The sequence below is a fragment of the Pseudomonas sp. UMAB-40 genome (assembly GCF_900095275.1).
Taxonomy (GTDB): Bacteria; Pseudomonadota; Gammaproteobacteria; order Pseudomonadales; family Pseudomonadaceae; genus Aquipseudomonas; species Aquipseudomonas mandelii_B.
Genome location: NZ_LT607585.1, coordinates 456 through 19862 on the forward strand (window position 1 = coordinate 456; position 19407 = coordinate 19862).

Sequence of the window (19407 nt, forward strand, 5' to 3'; positions counted from 1 at the left end):
GTTACCGCAGGAACGGATATGTACACCGAACGAACGAACGAACGAACGAACAATCAGTCCGGCAACCACCCCCAAAGCCAATGCTGCAGATTATCCCCCCGCAACATAAAGTCCCGATGCACCGCCTCCCGCAACTGATCTCCCATGCGATAGCTGGCATCCGGATCAGCCAGATGCATACGAATCGCCTGCAACCACTCCTCAGTGCTGTTACTCAACACCTTGGTACACGGCAGGAACCCGTCATAAGCCCGGGTATCAGTGCAAATCACCGGATAACCGCACGCGCCATACTCCAGCAACCGCAGATTGCTTTTACAGTCGTTGAAGATATGAAACTCCAACGGCGCCAACGCCAAATCAAGGTTCAGGCTCGCCAGTTTGTACGGGTAACTCTGCAAATCGATGGTGCCATAGAACTCATGAACGTAAGGGCGCAAGGCGTCCGGGCACATGCCGAAGAAGACCCAATCCACCTCATTGGCCAGTTCGCGAACCACATCAGCAATGATTTCCAGGTCGCCGGTGTGGCTCGTGCCACCGCCCCAGCCAACCCGTGGCTTCTTCGAGGTACGGCGCTGACTGCTCAGCGTCAACCACGGCTCTGGCGGCAGCATGTTGGGCACCACCCGAATCTCGCTGTGCATGCTCGACAACACATCGGCCAGCGCCTGAGTGGTCACCACCACGCGGTCACACTGGGCAATGCCCTCACGCAACAACTGCTCGGTGTTAGTCGGCTTGTTGCGGGCGTGGCTGTTCTTTTTCGGCGTGCTGACGATGTAGTCGTCCAGCTCGAAAATCCGCAGGGCATTGGAGTACTTCTTCATACGCAGAATGTCGGCCGCCGAGCCTTCGCCGTAGCGTCCCTGCAAGACAATGGTGTCAGGCGACAAGCGCTCGATTTCCACGCTCGACGGCGACTCGTAGGCCACACGCGAAATGATCCGCCCGGCCGCCTCAAGCTCAGCCAAAGGCGCAGTCACACGGTAATGCCCGATCGCCGACTCGTTGACCGGCAACCCGAGAATCAACGGCAGGTCGCGATGGCAGAACGGGTTCCAGTTGTTGCGCAGCGAAGGCTCCAGACTGAAGCTCGACACCCCGAGCGTCAGCGCCGGATTGTAGGCTGGATCACGGGATATTTTCGGCAACCACTTTTTGTAGAAATTTTCCTGCTCAAGCATCTGCGCCGGCACATTGTCCTGAGACGTTGCCAATGATGTGTTTTCCCCCATCACCACGCTTGCGAAAGGCGTCCAGACGATCAGATAACCGTTTTTATCCGCCTTGAGGCACAGATCAGCAGCGCCGAGCTCCAGACTGAACTCGGCGTCATCCAACTGACCCAGGCTGTCGAACACTTCTTTGCGCACCATCAAGCAATCACTGCTGACAGCGCTCCAGTTCTGCACCACTTGCAGACGCTGCATGTAGCCGCGAGCACTGGCATGCTCGCCGAGAAACGGCGAACTGGCAGGTCCGGCCAGCCCCAGAATCAAACCGGCAGAGACAATCGCACCATTGGCACTCAGCAGGCGCGCCCCCACTACGCCGACTTCCGGACGTTGAGCGTGATTGAGCATTTCGGCGAGCCAGTCGCCAGCGCAGATCACGCTGCGCGGGCTGAGCGTCAACAAGTACTCGCCACGCGCATGGCTGGCGGCGAAGTTGACGATGGCCGCCTCGCCGGTACGCCCGTCAAAATTCAGCACTCGCAGCATGGCCGCGCCCAGCTGAGACATCGCGCCCAGCCACTCGGCCATCGCCGCATCGCCGCGCCCTTCATCCACAATCAGGATTTCGTATTCGGTGTACGAGGTCTGTTCGATCAGGCTTTCGGTGCAGCGCTGCAAGGCGGCCAGCGATGTGCCCGCCGCAATGATGATCGAGACCACTGGCCGATGAGCGTGCAGGTAATCGATGCGTTTGAGCAGCGGCAACTCGCAGTCGCGAATCCGGTGTTCAATACCGATACGCGTCAGGTGCGCGCTGACCAGCGCCTCACTGCCCTCGATCACTTCAGGCAACGACAGCCAATCGGCGAAAGTCTGTGTCGACTCCACTTGAATCTCGGCAATGTGCTCAATGGTGTACAACCCGGCCTCTTCTGCCAGACGCCAAAGCAAATCGTGCGGGGCCAATTCGCCGTGAACCGAATCGAAACCGCCCATCGCCAAAAAGCGCTCGCGTTCGAACGCCAGGGTGCGCCCGACGTAAGGATAGGAACGCATGAGGTCGAGATTGAAGCCTGGCTTGAACACCGGCTCGGCGGATTCACCCTCCACCAGCGCACCCTCATCGCTGTAAGCGCAGAGCATGCCGGGCGTACCAGCAATGCGCTCCGCCAGCACCAGCAGCGACGACTCACGCAACGTGTCACCCGCGCGCAGCAAATAGAACCAATGCGCGCCTTCCAGCTGCGGCACTATGGCATTGAGCTGGTGCGACCAGTTGTCCTCAAGCGGCAACTGCAGCACGTTATCAGCACCATCGCAGACAGCGTTCGACAGCACCACCACCGCTTGCGGTGCGTACAGTTGAGTGCCGAGGCTGGCCAGCGTGGCGTTCAGGGCGACGCTGTCAGACTCGGTGTCGATGATGATCGGCACCAGGTTCGGACGCACGGCCCAGCGGCTGATCGTTTCCGGCATGTGCCGCGTTTCCGCCGAAGTGAAATGACGACTCGCCAGCCACTCTCGGTAGAAATCGGCATAGCTGTCGCTTTGCCCACCGACTCGACCGTTGACCACGGTGTTGCGGCCGCCCAGTACGCGCACCACGCATAATTCTTCCCACTGACGAGGCTCATCAGCCGCCTTGTTCAAATCAACTGTACGCACCCAACCCGAGGCCGGTGCCGACTCCCCCCCTCGCGTGGTGAGCATCTGAGTCAACCATTGCAGCTCCTGCGCGGCGGCGCGGACCATTTCCGGTGTTTTGCTCAGACGTTCCGGGTACAGACGTTCGGTGCTCAGCACCGTATTCAGTACCGCCATGTTGCCGCGTCGCAGCAGGCACACAAATAAAGCGAAATCGAGCATCGCGACAAAGCCGCAATCTTCCTGAACCAGTGCAGGCAACAGCTCCAGCACATCGGCTCGGCGCATCAGGGTCGAGCTGAGGTTGCCGATGAAATTCTTTGGCGTACCCTCGAAAATAGCCAACATATCATCGCCTTTGAGCAATGCATCGCCAGGCGAGAAAAGGCAGTTATCGAGTCGTGGCGGCAGAATGAAGTTCCCGGCATCGCTGAACATGCGCAGGCCGCAAACCAGCGTGACCTCGGGATAATCGATCAGCGCCCGGGCCTGCAATTCGATGCTCGGCGCAAACAGGCGATCGTCGTCGCACAGCACTTTGATGAGCGTGCCCCTGGCTTCTTTGACACAGCGCAGCACATTTTTTTGCAGACCCAGGCGCTTCGGGTTACGCAAATAACGAACGGGGCGCACAGGGTCGGCAAACGACTGGACGATGTCGCGAATCTCGTCGGTGGATGAATCGTCACAGATGACGATCTCGACGTTCTCATAGGTTTGAGCGAGCGAACTTTCCAGCGCCTGGCGGAAGAAGCGTGGGTTGAAGGCGGGGATGACGATACTGACTAGAGGGTATTGATTCACGGCGAAACTCTCGAGCGGCGAGCCTCTGCCCTTTCAGGCAGAGGCTGCGAAACCGCTTAGGAAAAGACGGTTGGTAGCTCGACAGACACAGTCTCAGACCTTGTTGAACAAGCCCAGCTGAGCAATCTTGCTGAAAGCCAGTTGCGACGCTTGCAACATGGTTTGCTGCAAGGTCAGACGGGTCAACACTGTAGCCGGATCAGAATCGCGGATCGCCGACTGAGTCTGGCTGTTGGCCAGGACCAGGCTCTGGTTGGTGTCACTCTGGGTATCCAGGGCTGAACCGCGGCCACCCACCGAACTCAGCGCACTGGACAACTGATCGCTGCCACTCGCCAGGTTGCCGAGGCCCGAGGCCAGTGAAGCTTGCAGCTTCTGGGTCAGGATCGGGTCGTTATTGGTTGGCGTATTCAGCGCGGTTTTCAGCTGGCTCACGGTGTCCAGGATGTTCTGGGTTTCGTGAGTGTTGACAGCCACGCTGAACTGATCGCCTGCCGCCGGTGTACCTGCCAGGTTGAAGCTCACGCCCGAAGCGGTCGCAACGCCAGCCACCACGGTGCCGGAAGACACCGGCTTGCTATCGGCCGTCAGCGGTGCTGCGTACAAATCGAATGCGGTGGCACTGGTGAATTTCATCACCGCCGAACCGGTCGGGAAACTGGCGTGGTAAGCCGCCGGATTGGTGATGCTGCTGCCGGTGACTTGAGTTGCCGTCGGGTTGCCCGGACCGCGGGTCGCCGTAAAGGTGTCAGGCTTGGCCGCCAGGGTAAAGCTGTGGCCCGGCAGCACGGTGGCGGCGGTATCGCCGGCCGCCAGATTGATGTTCAGGCTCAGTTCGACACCGCGGAACGACACGTTCTGGCCAGCTTTGGTGGCCGGGTTGAAAACGCCGCCCTGGCTGGCTTCGGCGGTCACGTCGTTACCGCCCGAATCGGTGATTTTCAACTGAGTGCCGCTGACGAAATCGATGGTGTACGGCTCGCCTGCACGGAACTTGCTGTTGTAGGTCACGCTCGACGACACCTGACCATTGGACAGGACCACCCGACCATCATCCACAGCCGGCGCGGTCATGGTGACCTGGCTGCGACTGGTGTTGATGGCCTGCTGGAATACGGCCCAACCGGTGCTGTTGGTCGCCATCGACATGGTGTCGCCGACCGCCAGATCGAGGGTCACCTGGTCACCGTTATAGCTGTAGGTGCCATCGGCGTTGCGCGTGAACGGCACGGTATCGCCCTTGGAACCGGCGAAGATGTACTTGCCGTTCTCGTCCTGGCTGTTCATCAGGCTCAACAGCTGCTCTTCGATCTGCCCCAGCTCCGCAGCGTTGGCCTGACGGTCGGCGTCGGTGTAACCGGCGTTGCCGGCACCGACCGCCAGTTCCTGGGCGCGCTGCAGTACGTTGGTAATGCTGGTCATCACCGACTCGGTCTGACCCAGGGTCGCCTTGAGGGTGTTGGTGTTGGCTTTGTACTGATCGAGCATCGAAGCCTGTTGGCCCAATTGCAGCAGGCGCGAGGCACCGACCGGATCATCGGCGGCGGTGTTGACGCGAACCAGGCTGCTGGCCTCTTCGCTGCTTTTGACCACGTTGGCGAAGTTCTTCTGGTAGTTCGCAGCAGAGGACTCGTAAAACTGGGCGGTAGAAATGCGCATGGGCTACGACTCCTTAAAGACTGTTGATCAATGTGCTGAAGATTTCCTGCGCAGCCTTGATGATCTGCGAAGAGGCGGTGTAGTACTGCTGATATTTGACCAGGTTGCCGGTTTCCTCATCGAGGTCAACACCTGACAACGAGTCGCGAGCACCTTTGGCGTTGGCCAGGATGGCGCCGGTTGCGGCACTGTCGAGCTTGCCCTGAGCAGCTTTGGCGCCCACACCCTCAACCAGTTTGCCGTAGGCATCGGTCAGGGAAATGCCTTTGCTGGCGCTCCCGGTGTCCACGACCTGCTTGGTTTGCAAGCCGGCCAGGGCGGTGCCGTTACGGTTGTCCATGGTACCTGGCTGCGCAACGTTGATGTCGATCGCGCTGCCAGTGCCGGGCGAACCAGCCACGGTCATGTCGAAGGTCGCGGTACGCTGCACGGCGGGCGGGCCCGGATCCATGATCGGCGCACCCAACGCATCATTTAGCGGCACACTCAGGCTCAAGGTGTTGTTCTGGTTTGGTTTGATAGTGCCACTGCTGATCATGACGCCCTTGGCATCCAGCAATTGGTAAGTCTGGCTGGTGCCACCGGCACTGGTCGCACCGAACACCACCTTGACTGGCATCGAAGTCTTGATGCCGTTCTGGATTACCGTGGTGGTGGCGGCATCGTAAATATCAAACTTAGTGGTCAGGGTCGGTTGACCGCTGGCCGGAATCGTCAAGGTGCCGCTGCCGCCCGGCACAATAGCCGCGCTCAACGGTGCCGCGATGGCCAGGCGCTTGCTGTCGGTCATCTCGGTCTTGATGTTCGCCGCCGCGTTGCGGGTCGGAGTGATCTTGAACGTGTCGCCAGCCGCGGCGGTGCCGCCGGAAAGCGTCAACGAGAAACCATCGATCACTGGCGGCGGCGTGGTCAGGGTGCTGAAAGCGCCCATGGACGTGCCCTCCGGCAAACGCTGCACGGTGTAGTTGGTGCCGCTGGTGAAGGTGACCTTGTAATCGTTGATGGTCAGCTTGCCGCTGTCTTCGATGCTCACATCGAAGTTACCCGAGCCGACGCTGTTGCCGACCGTAGCAACGCTGCGCTGGGCCATCTGCGCGGCACTGTTGATGCTGTTGAACAGGTTCGAGCCGAACGCACCGTTCTTGTCGATGCCCTGGGCCTGGAGGCTGTTCATCTGATCGGCGACAACCAGGGCCACGCGGCCCAGTTCGTTCATCGCCGGGTCCAGCACGGTGTTGCGATAACGCAGCAGGCCACCCATTTCACCACCGGTCATCACCGAGGTGATGTCGATGGTACTGCCGTTGCGATCGAGCTGAATGCCCATGCGCGAAGGATCGTTCGGGCTCGGCACCACGGACAGGGTGCTGGCGGTGCCGCCCATGACCAGCGGCTGACCGCTGCCCAGGTAAATGTCGAGGTTACCGTCGCGCTCGATGACCTGCGCACCGGTGAAGGTGGAGAGCTGACGCACGGTTTCGTTACGCGCATCGAGCAGTTCGTTCGGCATGCCGCCGGACTTGGAAACCTCGGAAATTTTCTGGTTCAACTGCGCCACGGTGGCGGCGAGTTTGTTGACCTGATCGGCCATGTTCGTCAGGTTGCCGTTGATGCTTGCGTTCTGCTGGGTCAACTGGCTGGACACTGAGTTGAAACGATTGCTCAAGGCCTGGGCATCGCTGAGCAGCAGTTGACGCGACGCGTCGTCACCCGGCTTGGCGTTGACGTTCTGCACCGAGGCGAAGAACTTGGTCAGGGCGCCATTGAGGCCAGTGCCGCTGTCCGAGAGCAAGGCGTCGAGCGGGCTGACCTGCCCGGCATAGGCGGCCGCATCGCTGTTGAGCGATGTGGTGGTCTGCAATTGCGCATCAAGGTAGCTGTTGTAGACGCGGCGCACATCGGCCAAGGTCGTACCGGTGCCGATGTAGACATTACCGAACTGATTCGAGGCTTTGGTGCCCTGCACGGTTTGCTGGCGCGAGTAACCGGCGGTGTCGGCGTTGGCAATGTTATTGCCGGTAGTCATCAACGAGGATTGGCCAGCGGCCAGACCCGACATCCCGATATTGAGCAAACTCATGGTTCAGACCTTATGCCTTGTGCCTATAGAGGCGTAGTGGAAGCGCCCGCCGCAGCGTAGTTTTGGTAACTCGTCATCTGCTTGGCTATCTGCGAAATCTTGCTTGCGTAGGCCGGGTCTGTTGCATACCCGGCTTTCTGCAGCTCGCGTACAAACTGTTCTGGGTTATCGGCAGACTTCAGAACATCTTGATAGCGATTATTGGTTTGCAGCAAAGTCACCAGGTCATGGAAGCTGTCTTTGTACGAATCGTAGGAGCGGAACTCAGCCGTCTCCTTGACCATCTCGCCATTCCTGAATTCGCTGGTGATCGCTCGCGCCGATTCACCCTTCCAACTGCTACTGGCCTTGATGCCGAACAGGTTGTGACTGCTGCTGCCATCCTGGGCTCGCATGACCGATTTACCCCAGCCGGTTTCGAGGGCAGCCTGGGCCACCAGGTAACGCGGATCGACGCCGATACGGTCAGCGGCTTCCTTGGCCATCGGCAGCATGGTGTTGACGAATTCGTCGGCGGAGCTGAAGGCTTTCTTCGGTGGCGCCAGCGGAATCTGCGCCATCGCACGGCCGTAAACCTGCAAGCGTCCGCTCGATTTGTTATCGGTTGGCGAGGGCAGCCAGTCGCCATTGAACAGCGGGCCGGCACCTGTCACAACCGGCGTCGCGGCGCGTTCAGGCAGCAAGGTTTTGTTCGGGGTTGTAGCGGCAGTCGTTGCCGAAGGCACCAGACCGGCAAGCAAGCGATCGGCCAGTTTCGGCGGCAAGGCCAGGCGGCGCTGATTGATCAGCTCCATGTCATTGTGATGCGTGCCCTCGCCTGTCGGTGCTTTCACCGAGCGCGAGGCCCACAACGGACGCTGACCATTGAGCCGCGACAGCGGACCGTCAGTGGCCACAGTGCCCGCAGCAATTGGTGTTGGCACAGCCGCTTTCGCCGCTTCCTGCTTGGCGGCGGACAAGGCCGCAGCCTCGCCCGGCGCCAGCGGTTTGTTCTTCGACATCTGCCGCATCAGCACGTCTGCCAGACCAATACCGCCGCCCTCGCGGGACATGGAAACGGCCAACTGCTGGTCGTACATTTCTTGGTATTGCTTGGCCGCCGGGGTATTGAGCGGGTTGTCCTTGCCCAGCGCTTCGGTGGCCGAGCGCATGGACTTGAGCATTTCACCGAGGAACAGCGACTCGAATTCCTGCGCCACCTTGCGCATGTTCGCGTCACTGTCCTTGTCGCCGACCTTGAGCTGGTTCAAACGATTCAAGTCCGAATAGGACCCCGAATCGTTGCTGCTGACACCCAGACCGCCCTTGCGCATATCCATGGTTGCTGTCCTCAGATCACGATCAGGTCGGCTTGCAACGCGCCGGCCTGCTTCAGTGCTTCGAGGATCGCCATCAAGTCACCCGGTGCCGCGCCGACCTGGTTCACCGCACGCACGATTTCGTCGAGGGTGGTGCCCGGGCCGAACTTGAACATCGGCTTGGCTTCTTGCTGAGCATTGACCCGCGAGCGTGGCACGACGGCGGTCTGACCATTGGACAGAGGGCCGGGCTGACTGACAATCGGGTCTTCGGTAATGGTCACCGTCAGGCTGCCGTGAGTGACGGCAGCGGGTGAAACCTTGACGTTCTGGCCGATCACGATGGTGCCGGTGCGCGAGTTGATGATGACTTTCGCCACCGCCTGACCCGGGTCGACTTCAAGGTTCTCAAGGATCGACAAATAGTCGACGCGCTGACTTGGATCGAGCGGCGCGCTGACCCGAATCGAACCGCCATCGATGGCCTGGGCCACGCCAGGGCCGAGCATGTCGTTGATCTTGTCAACGATGCGCTTGGCGGTGGTGAAATCCGAACGGTTGAGGTTCAAAGTCAGGCTGTTGCCCTGGTTGAAACCGCTCGGCACCGAACGCTCCACCGAAGCACCGCCGGGGATACGACCGGCCGACGGAACGTTGACGGTGATCTTCGAACCGTCGCGGCCTTCGGCATCAAAACCGCCGACCACCAGGTTGCCCTGGGCGATCGCATAGACGTTGCCGTCGATACCTTTGAGTGGCGTCAGCAGCAAGGTGCCGCCGCGCAGGCTCTTGGAGTTACCGATAGACGCAACGGTGATGTCGACCTGTTGACCCGGTTTGGCAAACGCCGGTAGATCAGCACTGATCGACACGGCGGCGACGTTCTTCAACTGCACGTTGCCCGAACCCGGCGGCACCTTGATGCCGAACTGCGAGAGCATGTTGTTGAAGGTCTGCAGGGTGAACGGGGTTTGCGTCGTCTGGTCGCCGGTGCCGTTAAGCCCGACCACCAGGCCGTAGCCGATCAATTGGTTGGAACGAACGCCGGAAATACTGGCGATATCCTTCAGCCGCTCGGCTTGCGCGTTGAACGCAGCCGAGAGCATCAGGGCGGCCACCATCAGGTGTTTAAGATTCAACGTAGCCACCTAGAAAGGGAACAGCGGGCTGAGGAAGAAACGGTCGAACCAGCCTGGCTGACTCGCATCGGCGAACGCACCGGTGCCCGAGTAGGTGATGCGTGCATCGGCGACACGGGTCGACGACACGGTGTTGTCAGTGGCGATGTCATCGGAGCGCACCATGCCGGCAATCCGCACCAGCTCATCGCCAGTGTTGAGCGTCAGCCACTTCTCGCCGCGCACAGCGATGATGCCGTTGGGCAGCACGTCAGCGACGGTCACGGTGATCGAGCCGGTCAGGCTGTTGCTCTGCCCGGATTTGCTGTCGCCCTTGGTCGCACGGTCGCCTTCGTAACCGACGTCCAGACTCAAGCTACCGCTGCCCACTGGATCGCTGGTGCTCAGACCGCCGCCAAAGAACGAGCTCAGACCGATGTCGGTCTTGCTGTTCTTGCCTATTTGCGAGTTGGCGTTCTTGCTGGCCTGGGTGCGTTCGTTCAGGGTGATGGTGATGATGTCACCGACCCGGAACGCCTTGCGGTCGCTGTACAGGTTCTGTTCAAAACCGGCCTGATAGATCGAGCCGTTATTGGCGGCGGCCGGCAACGGCGTGCGCGGCAACACCGGGGCGTAGTAAGGGTCATTGGGCTTGGGCGGCGGAGCGACGCAGCCCGCGAGCACGACGACCCCACTCAGTGCCAGAACAGATACAAAGCGATTCATGACCCTACCTCACGGTGTTGCAGGCGACCTCATGGTCGCCTCATAGACTGATTACAGATTCTGCGTTACGAACGAGAGCATCTGATCGGCGGTGGAGATCACCTTGGAGTTCATCTCGTAAGCGCGCTGAGTGGTGATCATGTTGACCATCTCTTCAACGGTGCTGACGTTGGACGTTTCCAGGGTGTTCTGCAGCGTGGTACCGAAACCGTTCAGGCCCGGGGTGCCGATTTGCGGCGCGCCGCTGGCAGCGGTTTCCAGGAACAGGTTGTTACCCACAGCTTGCAGACCGGCCGGATTGATGAAGTCGGCGGTTTGCAGGTTACCGATCACCTGATTGGCCGGGTTACCCGGAACGGTGATGGATACGGTGCCGTCGCGACCGACCGTGAAGGTCTGCGCGTCGTTCGGAATGACGATGGCCGGTTCCAGGGCAAAGCCACTGGCGTTGACGATCTGACCGTTGGAGTCAAGGTGGAACGTGCCATCACGGGTGTAGGACGTGGTGCCGTCCGGCTGCAGGATCTGGAAGAAACCGCGACCGTCGACGGCCAGGTCGAGCGGCTGCTCGGTGGTCTGCAGGCTGCCGGCGGTGAAGTTTTTCTGAGTACCGACGATGCGCACACCGGTACCCACTTGCAGACCCGACGGCAGTTCGCTGTCCTGGGTCGACTGGGCGCCTGGCTGGCGTTTGATCTGATAGAGCAAGTCCTGGAACTCGGCGCGGTCACGTTTGAAACCCGTGGTCGACACGTTCGCCAGGTTGTTGGAAATGGTCGTCAGGTTGGTGTCCTGGGCGGACAGACCTGTTTTGGCAACCCATAGAGCCGGAAGCATTCGATTCTCCTCGTGCGCCTGTTTTACGGCGCGACGTTCTGATAATTAGCTGATCTGCAAGACCCGAGCCATGGCCTGGTCATCGTCTTTGGCGGTGTTCATCATCTTGATGTGCAGCTCGAACTGCTTCGACAAAGCCAGCACCGAGGTCATCTCTTCCACGGCATTGACGTTGCTCGACTCAAGGAACCCGGACACCAGTTTGACGCCTGCATCGGCTTGCGCCGGCTTGCCGTCCTTGGTGTGGATCGAACCGTCCAGGCCTTTGGTCATGTTCTTGAGGTCAGGGTTGACCAGTTTGATGCGGTCGACTTCAGCCATCACGCGCGGGCCTTCGCCCATCGCACGGATGCTGATGGTGCCGTCTTCGCCCACTTCGATTTGCTGCTCGGGCGGCACGGCGATCGGTCCGCCATTGCCCATCACCGGCATACCGTTGCCGGCACGCAGCACGCCCAGGGCGTCCACGTTCAGGCTGCCGGTGCGCACGTAGCTTTCAGCGCCATCGGGGGTCTGCACGGCGATCCAGCCATTGCCTTGCACCGCGACGTCGAGGTCCCGACCGGTTTCAACCAGCGAACCTGGCGAGAAGTCGGTGGCCGGACGCTCGGTCATGGCAAACGCACGCGCCGGAAAGCTGTCACCAAACACCGGCATCGAACGGGCCTGTTCCAGGTCCTTCTGAAAACCGTTGGTGGAGATGTTTGCCAGGTTGTTGGCATGAGCCTTCTGCGCCAGTGCATTCTGGCTGGCGCCGGTCATTGCCACATAAAGGTACTTATCCACGCTCTTTCCTCTGCATGCCGGACGTTTGCCGCCCACCGCTGTACTGCTGAGCGATAAGCAATTTACAGACCAACTTTTTTCTGACGGCGCGAGGCCCGGCAAACAAAGGACTTGAGGGGTTTTGCGGAGATTGGGGAAATGTATCGGAGACGAAAAACCGGCGGTGTTATGCCGTTTGGTGGCAAGTGCCGGCCATTGCAGCCAACAGATTCCCCTGTGGCGAGGGAGCTTGCTCCCGCTGGGCTGCGAAGCAGCCCCAAAAAGATTGGTCGAGGCCTGACAGGGAGGTCGCACCGGATGGTTTTGCGGCCGCTTCGCACCCGAGCGGGAGCAAGCTCCCTCGCCACAATAAAGTTATTGCAGGTGCTTATGCGCCGGGTTCTTTGCCGACTTCATACTCGCGCAATTTATTGGCAATGGTCGTATGGGAAACCCCCAGCCGCTTGCCCAGCTGCCGACTGCTCGGGTGCTCGGAATACAACCGCTCCAGTACCGCTTTCTCAAAGCGCCCGACAATCGCATCCAGCCCACCTTCGAGGGAGAAATCGCCAAGCGGCTGACGCACGCCGTAATCCGGCAAGCGAATGTGCTCAGCCTTCACGGTCCCGCCCTCGCACAGGGAGACCGCCTGGAACAACACGTTCTCCAACTGCCGGACATTGCCCGGCCAATGGTAATGACTCAGCCGCTCCATCGCCGCCGGCGCCAGCTTCGGCAAAGGGCAACCGATCTGCCGGCTGGCCTGATCGAGGAAGTGCTCCACCAGCGGCGTCAAACCGTCGAGGCATTCACGCAGCGGCGGGATGTGCAGCGACAGCACGTTCAAGCGGTGATACAGATCCTGGCGAAACTCGCCGCGCGCGCACAACTCGGACAAGTCCACCTGCGTCGCGCAGATCACCCGCACATCCAGATAGACCTCTTCGTCACTGCCCACACGACGGAAGCAACCGTCCTGCAAGAAGCGCAGCAATTTCACCTGCAAGCGCGGGCTCATTTCCCCGACACCATCGAGAAACAACGTACCGCCCGCCGTCAGCTCCAGCAGCCCGAGCTTGCCTTCGGCCCGCGCCCCTTCGAAAGCGCCGGGGCCGTAACCGAACAGCTCGGTCTCGGCCATCGATTCCGGCAGGCCGGCGCAGTTGAGTGCCATCAAAGGTGACTGGCCGCGAGGGCTCGCCAGGTGACAGGCACGCGCCAACAACTCTTTACCGGTGCCGGTTTCCCCTTCGATCAAGAGTGGCGCATCCAGCGGCGCCATGCGTCGAGCCTCGCGCACCACTGCCGCCATGACCTTGGAGCTTTGGAAAATGCTGTCGAACCCGCGCAGCTCCTGCTTGCGCACGTTATAGATGCGCTCGCCGACCCGATCCGCCCGGTGCAGCGTCAACACCGCACCGGCCATGGCTTCGCTGTCGTCATGCTCCGATTGCAGCGGTGCGATATCGGCGAGAAACACATCGCCCTTGACCTTGACCCGCAAACCGTTGATCCGCGACTTGTTGGCGCGCACCAGTTCCGGCAGGTCGAAATCCTCGGCATAACGCGACAGCGGAATGCCCGGCACTTCATCGACCCGCACCCCCAGCAACTGCGCCGCCGCACGGTTGGCCGCGACGATGGAGCCGCCCATGTCGATCGACAACACTGGAAACTCCAGGGCGCCGAGCAAGGCATTGAGTTCCATGTGCCGACGCTCGCTGGGCATCAGCCCTACACGCTTGACGCCAAACACCCCGGCAATCGACTCGAATTTCGGACGCAACGCCTGGAACTGAATGTTGATCAGGTTCGGGCAGTGCAGGTAAATCGCATTGCCATGCTCACCGCCGACCTCGCCGCGAGCGACGTTGATCCCGTACTCGACCAGCAAGTTGAGAATGTCGCGCAAGATGCCGATGCGGTTCTGGCAGTGGACTTTGATACGCATATAAAGGCCCGAAAAACGGTGAATGGGTTGGATGCCTGAGGTGAAACCTGCGGGAGCGAGCCTGCTCGCGATGAGGGTGTGTCAGGCGAGATTAATTTGCCTGACACACCCTCATCGCGAGCAGGCTCGCTCCCACAGGATATTCGCAGTGCTCTCGGCCCTATTTATTTGCCGAGCCGCCCAGATAGTCGTCAAGATTATGTGACACCTGTGCGCCATTTCAAACCCGAAAATCTCAATAGCTGCGCCACAGGCGCTAATCCGTAACGAATACTTTACGATAATTGGCGAATTTTCCTACGACGAGATCGGATCACCTGCTGCAACGCCGCACACCTTGGGGTATTTCTAAGTCCATAGCAGCACATAACAAGAACGAAATCCCCTTGCAGGAGAGCAGCATGAAGCAGACGCAGTACGTGGCTCGCGAGCCCGATGCGCAAGGTTTTATCGACTACCCCGCTGAAGAACACGCGGTGTGGAACACGCTGATTACTCGCCAACTGAAAGTGATCGAGGGTCGTGCGTGCCAGGAATACCTGGACGGTATCGAAAAACTCGGCCTGCCCCACGACCGCATTCCGCAACTGGGCGAGATCAACAAAGTCCTCGGTGAAACCACCGGCTGGCAAGTGGCCCGGGTACCGGCACTGATCCCTTTCCAAACCTTTTTCGAATTGCTGGCCAACAAGCAGTTTCCAGTGGCGACCTTTATTCGCACCCGCGAAGAGCTGGATTACCTGCAAGAGCCGGACATTTTCCACGAGATCTTTGGCCACTGTCCGCTGCTGACCAACCCCTGGTTCGCGGAATTTACTCACACCTACGGCAAACTCGGCCTACAGGCGACCAAGGAAGAGCGCGTGTACCTGGCGCGTCTGTACTGGATGACCATCGAGTTCGGCCTGGTCGATACAGCAGAAGGCCTGCGCATTTACGGCGGCGGTATCCTCTCCTCGCCGAAAGAAACCGTTTACTGCCTGTCGGATGAACCTGAGCATCAGGCCTTCGATCCGCTGGAATGCATGCGCACGCCGTACCGCATCGACATCCTGCAGCCGCTGTACTTTGTTCTGCCGAACCTCAAGCGTCTGTTTGATGTGGCTCATGAAGACATCATGGCCATGGTCAAGCAAGGCATGCAGCTCGGTTTGCACGCGCCTAAATTTCCACCCAAAAAAGCCGCGTGATCCGCAGCTTTTAGAATCAAGTGAGCCTGTCAGGACACGACGCTTTGCTATAGCGTGGTGAAACTGACGGCCGATTTCCAATCATTCGATTTCAGGAACCCATCATGTCCACATTGAACCAAGCCCATTGCGAAGCCTGCCGCGCCGATGCCCCTCAGGTCAGCGACGAAGAATTGCCGGTACTGATCAAGCAGATCCCGGACTGGAACATCGAAGTGCGCGACAGCGTGATGCAACTGGAAAAAGTGTTCCTGTTCAAGAATTTCAAGCACGCCCTGGCATTCACCAACGCAGTCGGTGAAATCTCCGAGGCCGAAGGTCACCACCCAGGCCTGCTGACCGAGTGGGGCAAAGTCACCGTGACCTGGTGGAGCCACTCCATCAAGGGTCTGCACCGCAACGATTTCATCATGGCCGCTCGCACTGACGAAGTGGCCAAGGACGCAGAGGGCCGCAAATAATGCATTTCGACGCCATAGGTCGAGTTCCCGGCGACCCGATTCTCGGCCTGATGGAGGCCTATGCGCAGGACCCAAACCCGCGCAAATTCGACCTTGGCGTGGGCGTCTATAAGGATGCCCAGGGCCTGACGCCGATTCCCCAGTCCGTGAAGCTCGCCGAGCAGCGCCTGGTGGATCGTCAGACCACCAAGACCTACATCGGCGGTCACGGCGAACCGGCGTTCGGCAAGGCGATCAATGAGCTTGTGCTGGGTGTCGACTCCCCGCTGATCGCCGAACAACGGGCCGGCGCGACCCAAACCCCGGGTGGCACCGGCGCGCTGCGCTTGAGCGCCGACTTCATCGCCCAGTGCCTGCCGGGCCGTGGCGTGTGGCTGAGCAACCCGACCTGGCCGATCCACGAAACCATCTTCGCGGCGGCCGGGGTCAAGGTCAGTCATTACCCCTACGTCGGCAGCGACAACCGCCTCGACGTCGAAGCCATGCTCACCGTCCTCAAGGAAGCCCCGAAGGGCGATGTAGTGTTGCTGCACGCCTGCTGCCACAACCCGACCGGTTTCGATCTGTCCCATGACGATTGGCGCCGCGTGCTGGACGTGGTGCGCAGCCGCGACCTGGTGCCGCTGATTGACTTCGCGTACCAGGGTTTCGGCGATGGCCTGGAACAGGATGCGTGGTCGACCCGGCTGTTCGCTGCCGAGTTGCCGGAAGTGCTGATCACCAGTTCCTGCTCGAAGAACTTCGGGCTGTATCGCGATCGCACCGGTGCGCTGATTGTCTGCGCGAAAACCGCTGAGAAGCTGGTGGATATCCGCAGCCAACTGGCGAACATCGCCCGCAACCTGTGGTCGACGCCGCCGGATCATGGTGCTGCCGTAGTCGCGACGATTCTTGGCGATCCCGAGTTGAAAAGCCTCTGGGCCGACGAAGTGGAAGCCATGCGTTTGCGCATCGCTCAACTGCGCAGCGGCTTGGTGGAAGCGCTTGAACCCCACGGTTTGCGTGAACGTTTTGCGCATATCGGTGTGCAACGCGGGATGTTTTCCTACACCGGCCTGTCGCCGGCGCAAGTGAAACAGCTTCGTGATCATCACAGCGTGTACATGGTCGGCACCGGCCGGGCGAACGTGGCCGGGATCGACGCAACCCGCCTTGATCTGCTGGCCGAGGCCATCGCCGAAGTCTGCAAATAACCTCAAGCCCTGAACATTTCCTTTGTGGGAGCGGGCTTGCTCGCGAAGACGGAGTGTCAGTCGATATCTTTTTCGCCTGACACACCGCTTTCGCGAGCAAGCCCGCTCCCACATTTGCTTTGTGTTGCCCTCTTCCAGACCTGTCTAGACAACTCCATCCGTCGAAACAAATGGATATAAAAGTCTTTTTGTCATTTCTCCTGCTGTATCCTGCCCAAGCTTTTTAAAAGCGCGGATCTACCAGATCTATCAACAGACTTTGCGAGGAGCGCGAAACATGCACGAGATCCCTAATCTCCCCTTCCCAAGCCTGCACGAAACTGAGCAGACAACCACGCAACAAGCCGGTGCCCAACAGCCCGAGCCGAAAGAAGCCACTGAACGCCGCCAGGCCGACAGCGAAGACTGAAACACCTGCAATGCCAGACCGTGTGGAAAGCGCTAACATGCGCTTTCCACACCGCCTGAACCCCGAGTTCCACACCATGACTGATGACTTCTCTGAAACCCAGGCCAGCGTCCTGATCGGCACCGCCGAGAAGATGATCGAGATCTGGAATCGTCTCTCTCCCGAGAAACAAGCCGCGTTGCTCGCCCGTTTCGGCACCGAAGAAAACGCCCTGGCCGCCCTGGTCACGACGCAACTGGTTGCCCCGCAAAACCCTGAATAATCCCCCGACCGGCAAATAGTTTTACTTTTCCACGCCCCACGGCCGCTCGCGCCGCTATCATAAGCAGCCTATCTATCCTGCTTTCCCGTGGACCTTTACCCATGTCTGAAAACCAGCGCCCCCTGGCGGTCACGCTGCAAGTCGTTTCCATCGTTCTCTTTACCTTCATCGGCTACCTGAACATCGGCATCCCCCTCGCCGTATTACCCGGCTACGTCCACAGCGAACTCGGCTTCGGCGCCGTGATCGCCGGGCTGGTGATCAGCGTGCAATACCTGGCCACCCTGCTCAGCCGCCCTTATGCCGGGAAAATCATCGACAACAAGGGCAGCAAACTCGCAGTGATGTACGGTCTCGCCGGTTGCGGTTTGAGCGGCGTGTTCATGCTGATTTCAGCCTGGACCCAGAGCCTGCCGATGCTGAGCCTGATCAGCTTGCTGATCGGCCGTCTGGTGCTGGGTAGCGCGGAAAGCCTGGTGGGTTCGGGCTCGATTGGTTGGGGCATCGGCCGGGTCGGTGCGGCGAACACCGCCAAAGTCATCTCCTGGAACGGCATCGCGAGTTACGGCGCACTGGCAGTCGGCGCGCCGCTGGGCGTGTTGCTGGTCAGTCAATTGGGTTTGTGGAGCATGGGCGTGAGCATCGTGCTGCTGGCCGTCCTCGGCCTGGCACTGGCCTGGCCAAAAACCGCCGCACCGATTGTGGTCGGTGAACGGCTGCCGTTCATGCATGTGCTGGGACGGGTGCTGCCCCATGGTTGCGGCCTGGCCCTGGGCTCGATCGGATTCGGCACCATCGCCACCTTCATCACGCTGTATTACGCCACGCAACACTGGGACAACGCGGTGCTGTGCCTGAGCCTGTTCGGCGCCAGCTTCATCGGCGCGCGACTGCTGTTCGGCAACCTGATCAACCGCCTCGGCGGCTTTCGTGTGGCGATTGCCTGCCTGTCGGTGGAAACCCTGGGGCTGTTGCTGCTGTGGCTGGCGCCGGATGCTCATTGGGCACTGGCCGGTGCGGCATTGAGCGGTTTCGGCTTCTCGCTGGTGTTCCCGGCGCTGGGCGTGGAAGCGGTCAACCTGGTGCCCGCCTCCAGTCGCGGTGCTGCGGTCGGGGCTTACTCGCTGTTCATCGATTTGTCGCTGGGGATCACCGGACCGCTGGCCGGTGCAATTGCTGCCGGATTTGGCTTTGCTTCGATCTTCCTGTTTGCCGCCATTGCCGCATTGAGCGGTTTGGCGCTGAGCGTTTATTTGTACCGGCAGGCGCCGAAGCACTTGAGTGAAAAGTACCGGGAAGAGCGCGAGACTCGCTAGAAGTCGATCTTGCCGCGCCCGGCCTTGATGCTGCCACGCTTGGTCTTGGATTCCAGCCGACGCTTCTTCGAACCGAGGGTCGGCTTGGTCGGGCGGCGTTTCTTCTCGACCTTGGTGGCGCTGAGGATCAACTCGACCAGCCGCTCCAGCGCATCGGCGCGATTGGCTTCCTGCGTACGGTATTGCTGAGCCTTGATGATCAACACGCCTTCGCTGGTGATGCGACTGTCACGCAGCGCCAGCAGCCGCTCCTTGTAGAACTCAGGCAAGGACGAGGCCGGAATGTCGAAGCGCAGGTGCATCGCGCTGGAGACCTTGTTGACGTTCTGCCCACCGGCGCCTTGCGCGCGAATGGCCGTCAACTCGATCTCGGCATCCGGTAGGTGCACGTTGTTGGAAACCCTCAGCATTGCATTCTCATAGTGATTCCTAAAATCTCTTAACATCCACAAAGCCCTTGATTATTAGGACTTTAGGCGTTCTTCTATTGTCTCAGTGTTTCACAATACAACATGA

At 60.0% G+C, this 19407-nt stretch carries 16 protein-coding genes; 6 read left to right on the plus strand and 10 right to left on the minus strand.

Translation table 11 applies throughout. The annotated features are described in order from the left end of the window. Nucleotides 1-53 precede the first annotated feature (53 nt). From K0F88_RS30895 to K0F88_RS30935, 9 genes are all read right to left on the minus strand, one after another. Complete coding sequence (locus K0F88_RS30895) at nt 54-3626, minus strand: glycosyltransferase (RefSeq protein WP_219097696.1); 3573 nt, start codon at nt 3624-3626, stop codon at nt 54-56. Nucleotides 3627-3719: 93 nt separating this feature from the next. Beyond that, nucleotides 3720-5285: a flagellar hook-associated protein 3 gene (locus K0F88_RS30900; protein ID WP_094471204.1), complete on the minus strand. Its 1566-nt coding sequence runs from the start codon at nt 5283-5285 to the stop codon at nt 3720-3722. Between the two features lie 13 nt (nt 5286-5298). Further along, on the minus strand, nt 5299-7365 hold the full coding sequence (gene flgK / locus K0F88_RS30905) for a flagellar hook-associated protein FlgK (protein WP_219097697.1): 2067 nt from the start codon (nt 7363-7365) through the stop codon (nt 5299-5301). A 23-nt stretch (nt 7366-7388) separates the two neighbouring features. Beyond that, nucleotides 7389-8684, minus strand: coding sequence for a flagellar assembly peptidoglycan hydrolase FlgJ (gene flgJ, locus K0F88_RS30910; RefSeq protein ID WP_219097698.1), 1296 nt, complete (start codon nt 8682-8684; stop codon nt 7389-7391). Nucleotides 8685-8695: 11 nt separating this feature from the next. Beyond that, on the minus strand, nt 8696-9784 hold the full coding sequence (locus K0F88_RS30915) for a flagellar basal body P-ring protein FlgI (protein ID WP_219097715.1): 1089 nt from the start codon (nt 9782-9784) through the stop codon (nt 8696-8698). 27 nt (nt 9785-9811) lie between these two features. After that, nucleotides 9812-10507: a flagellar basal body L-ring protein FlgH gene (flgH, locus tag K0F88_RS30920; RefSeq protein ID WP_219097699.1), complete on the minus strand. Its 696-nt coding sequence runs from the start codon at nt 10505-10507 to the stop codon at nt 9812-9814. 51 nt (nt 10508-10558) lie between these two features. Continuing rightward, nucleotides 10559-11344, minus strand: a complete 786-nt coding sequence (flgG, locus tag K0F88_RS30925) for a flagellar basal-body rod protein FlgG (protein ID WP_219097700.1) — start codon at nt 11342-11344, stop codon at nt 10559-10561. Between the two features lie 45 nt (nt 11345-11389). Next, nucleotides 11390-12130: a flagellar basal body rod protein FlgF gene (locus tag K0F88_RS30930; protein WP_010457018.1), complete on the minus strand. Its 741-nt coding sequence runs from the start codon at nt 12128-12130 to the stop codon at nt 11390-11392. Nucleotides 12131-12497: 367 nt separating this feature from the next. Beyond that, nucleotides 12498-14060: a sigma-54-dependent transcriptional regulator gene (locus K0F88_RS30935; RefSeq protein WP_109628548.1), complete on the minus strand. Its 1563-nt coding sequence runs from the start codon at nt 14058-14060 to the stop codon at nt 12498-12500. A gap of 401 nt (nt 14061-14461) precedes the next feature. Between K0F88_RS30935 and phhA the strand changes: the two genes are divergently transcribed. From phhA to K0F88_RS30960, 6 genes are all read left to right on the plus strand, one after another. Then, nucleotides 14462-15250: a phenylalanine 4-monooxygenase gene (gene phhA, locus K0F88_RS30940; protein WP_219097701.1), complete on the plus strand. Its 789-nt coding sequence runs from the start codon at nt 14462-14464 to the stop codon at nt 15248-15250. 104 nt (nt 15251-15354) lie between these two features. Continuing rightward, nucleotides 15355-15711 carry a 4a-hydroxytetrahydrobiopterin dehydratase gene (locus K0F88_RS30945; RefSeq protein ID WP_008030478.1) on the plus strand — a complete coding sequence of 119 codons (357 nt, stop codon included), beginning with the start codon at nt 15355-15357 and terminating at the stop codon, nt 15709-15711. After that, nucleotides 15711-16904 carry an amino acid aminotransferase gene (locus K0F88_RS30950; RefSeq protein WP_374039765.1) on the plus strand — a complete coding sequence of 398 codons (1194 nt, stop codon included), beginning with the start codon at nt 15711-15713 and terminating at the stop codon, nt 16902-16904. The genes K0F88_RS30945 and K0F88_RS30950 overlap by 1 nt, the downstream gene beginning before the upstream one ends. A gap of 277 nt (nt 16905-17181) precedes the next feature. After that, nucleotides 17182-17313 carry a hypothetical protein gene (locus tag K0F88_RS32745; protein WP_010461912.1) on the plus strand — a complete coding sequence of 44 codons (132 nt, stop codon included), beginning with the start codon at nt 17182-17184 and terminating at the stop codon, nt 17311-17313. A gap of 76 nt (nt 17314-17389) precedes the next feature. Next, complete coding sequence (locus K0F88_RS30955; protein ID WP_094468531.1) at nt 17390-17575, plus strand: hypothetical protein; 186 nt, start codon at nt 17390-17392, stop codon at nt 17573-17575. Nucleotides 17576-17676: 101 nt separating this feature from the next. Continuing rightward, nucleotides 17677-18891 (plus strand): MFS transporter, encoded by a 1215-nt coding sequence (locus K0F88_RS30960; protein ID WP_219097702.1) that lies wholly within the window; start codon nt 17677-17679, stop codon nt 18889-18891. Here K0F88_RS30960 and arfB read toward each other — a convergent pair. After that, nucleotides 18888-19301, minus strand: a complete 414-nt coding sequence (gene arfB, locus K0F88_RS30965; RefSeq protein ID WP_219097703.1) for an alternative ribosome rescue aminoacyl-tRNA hydrolase ArfB — start codon at nt 19299-19301, stop codon at nt 18888-18890. The genes K0F88_RS30960 and arfB overlap by 4 nt on opposite strands. Nucleotides 19302-19407: the final 106 nt, after the last annotated feature.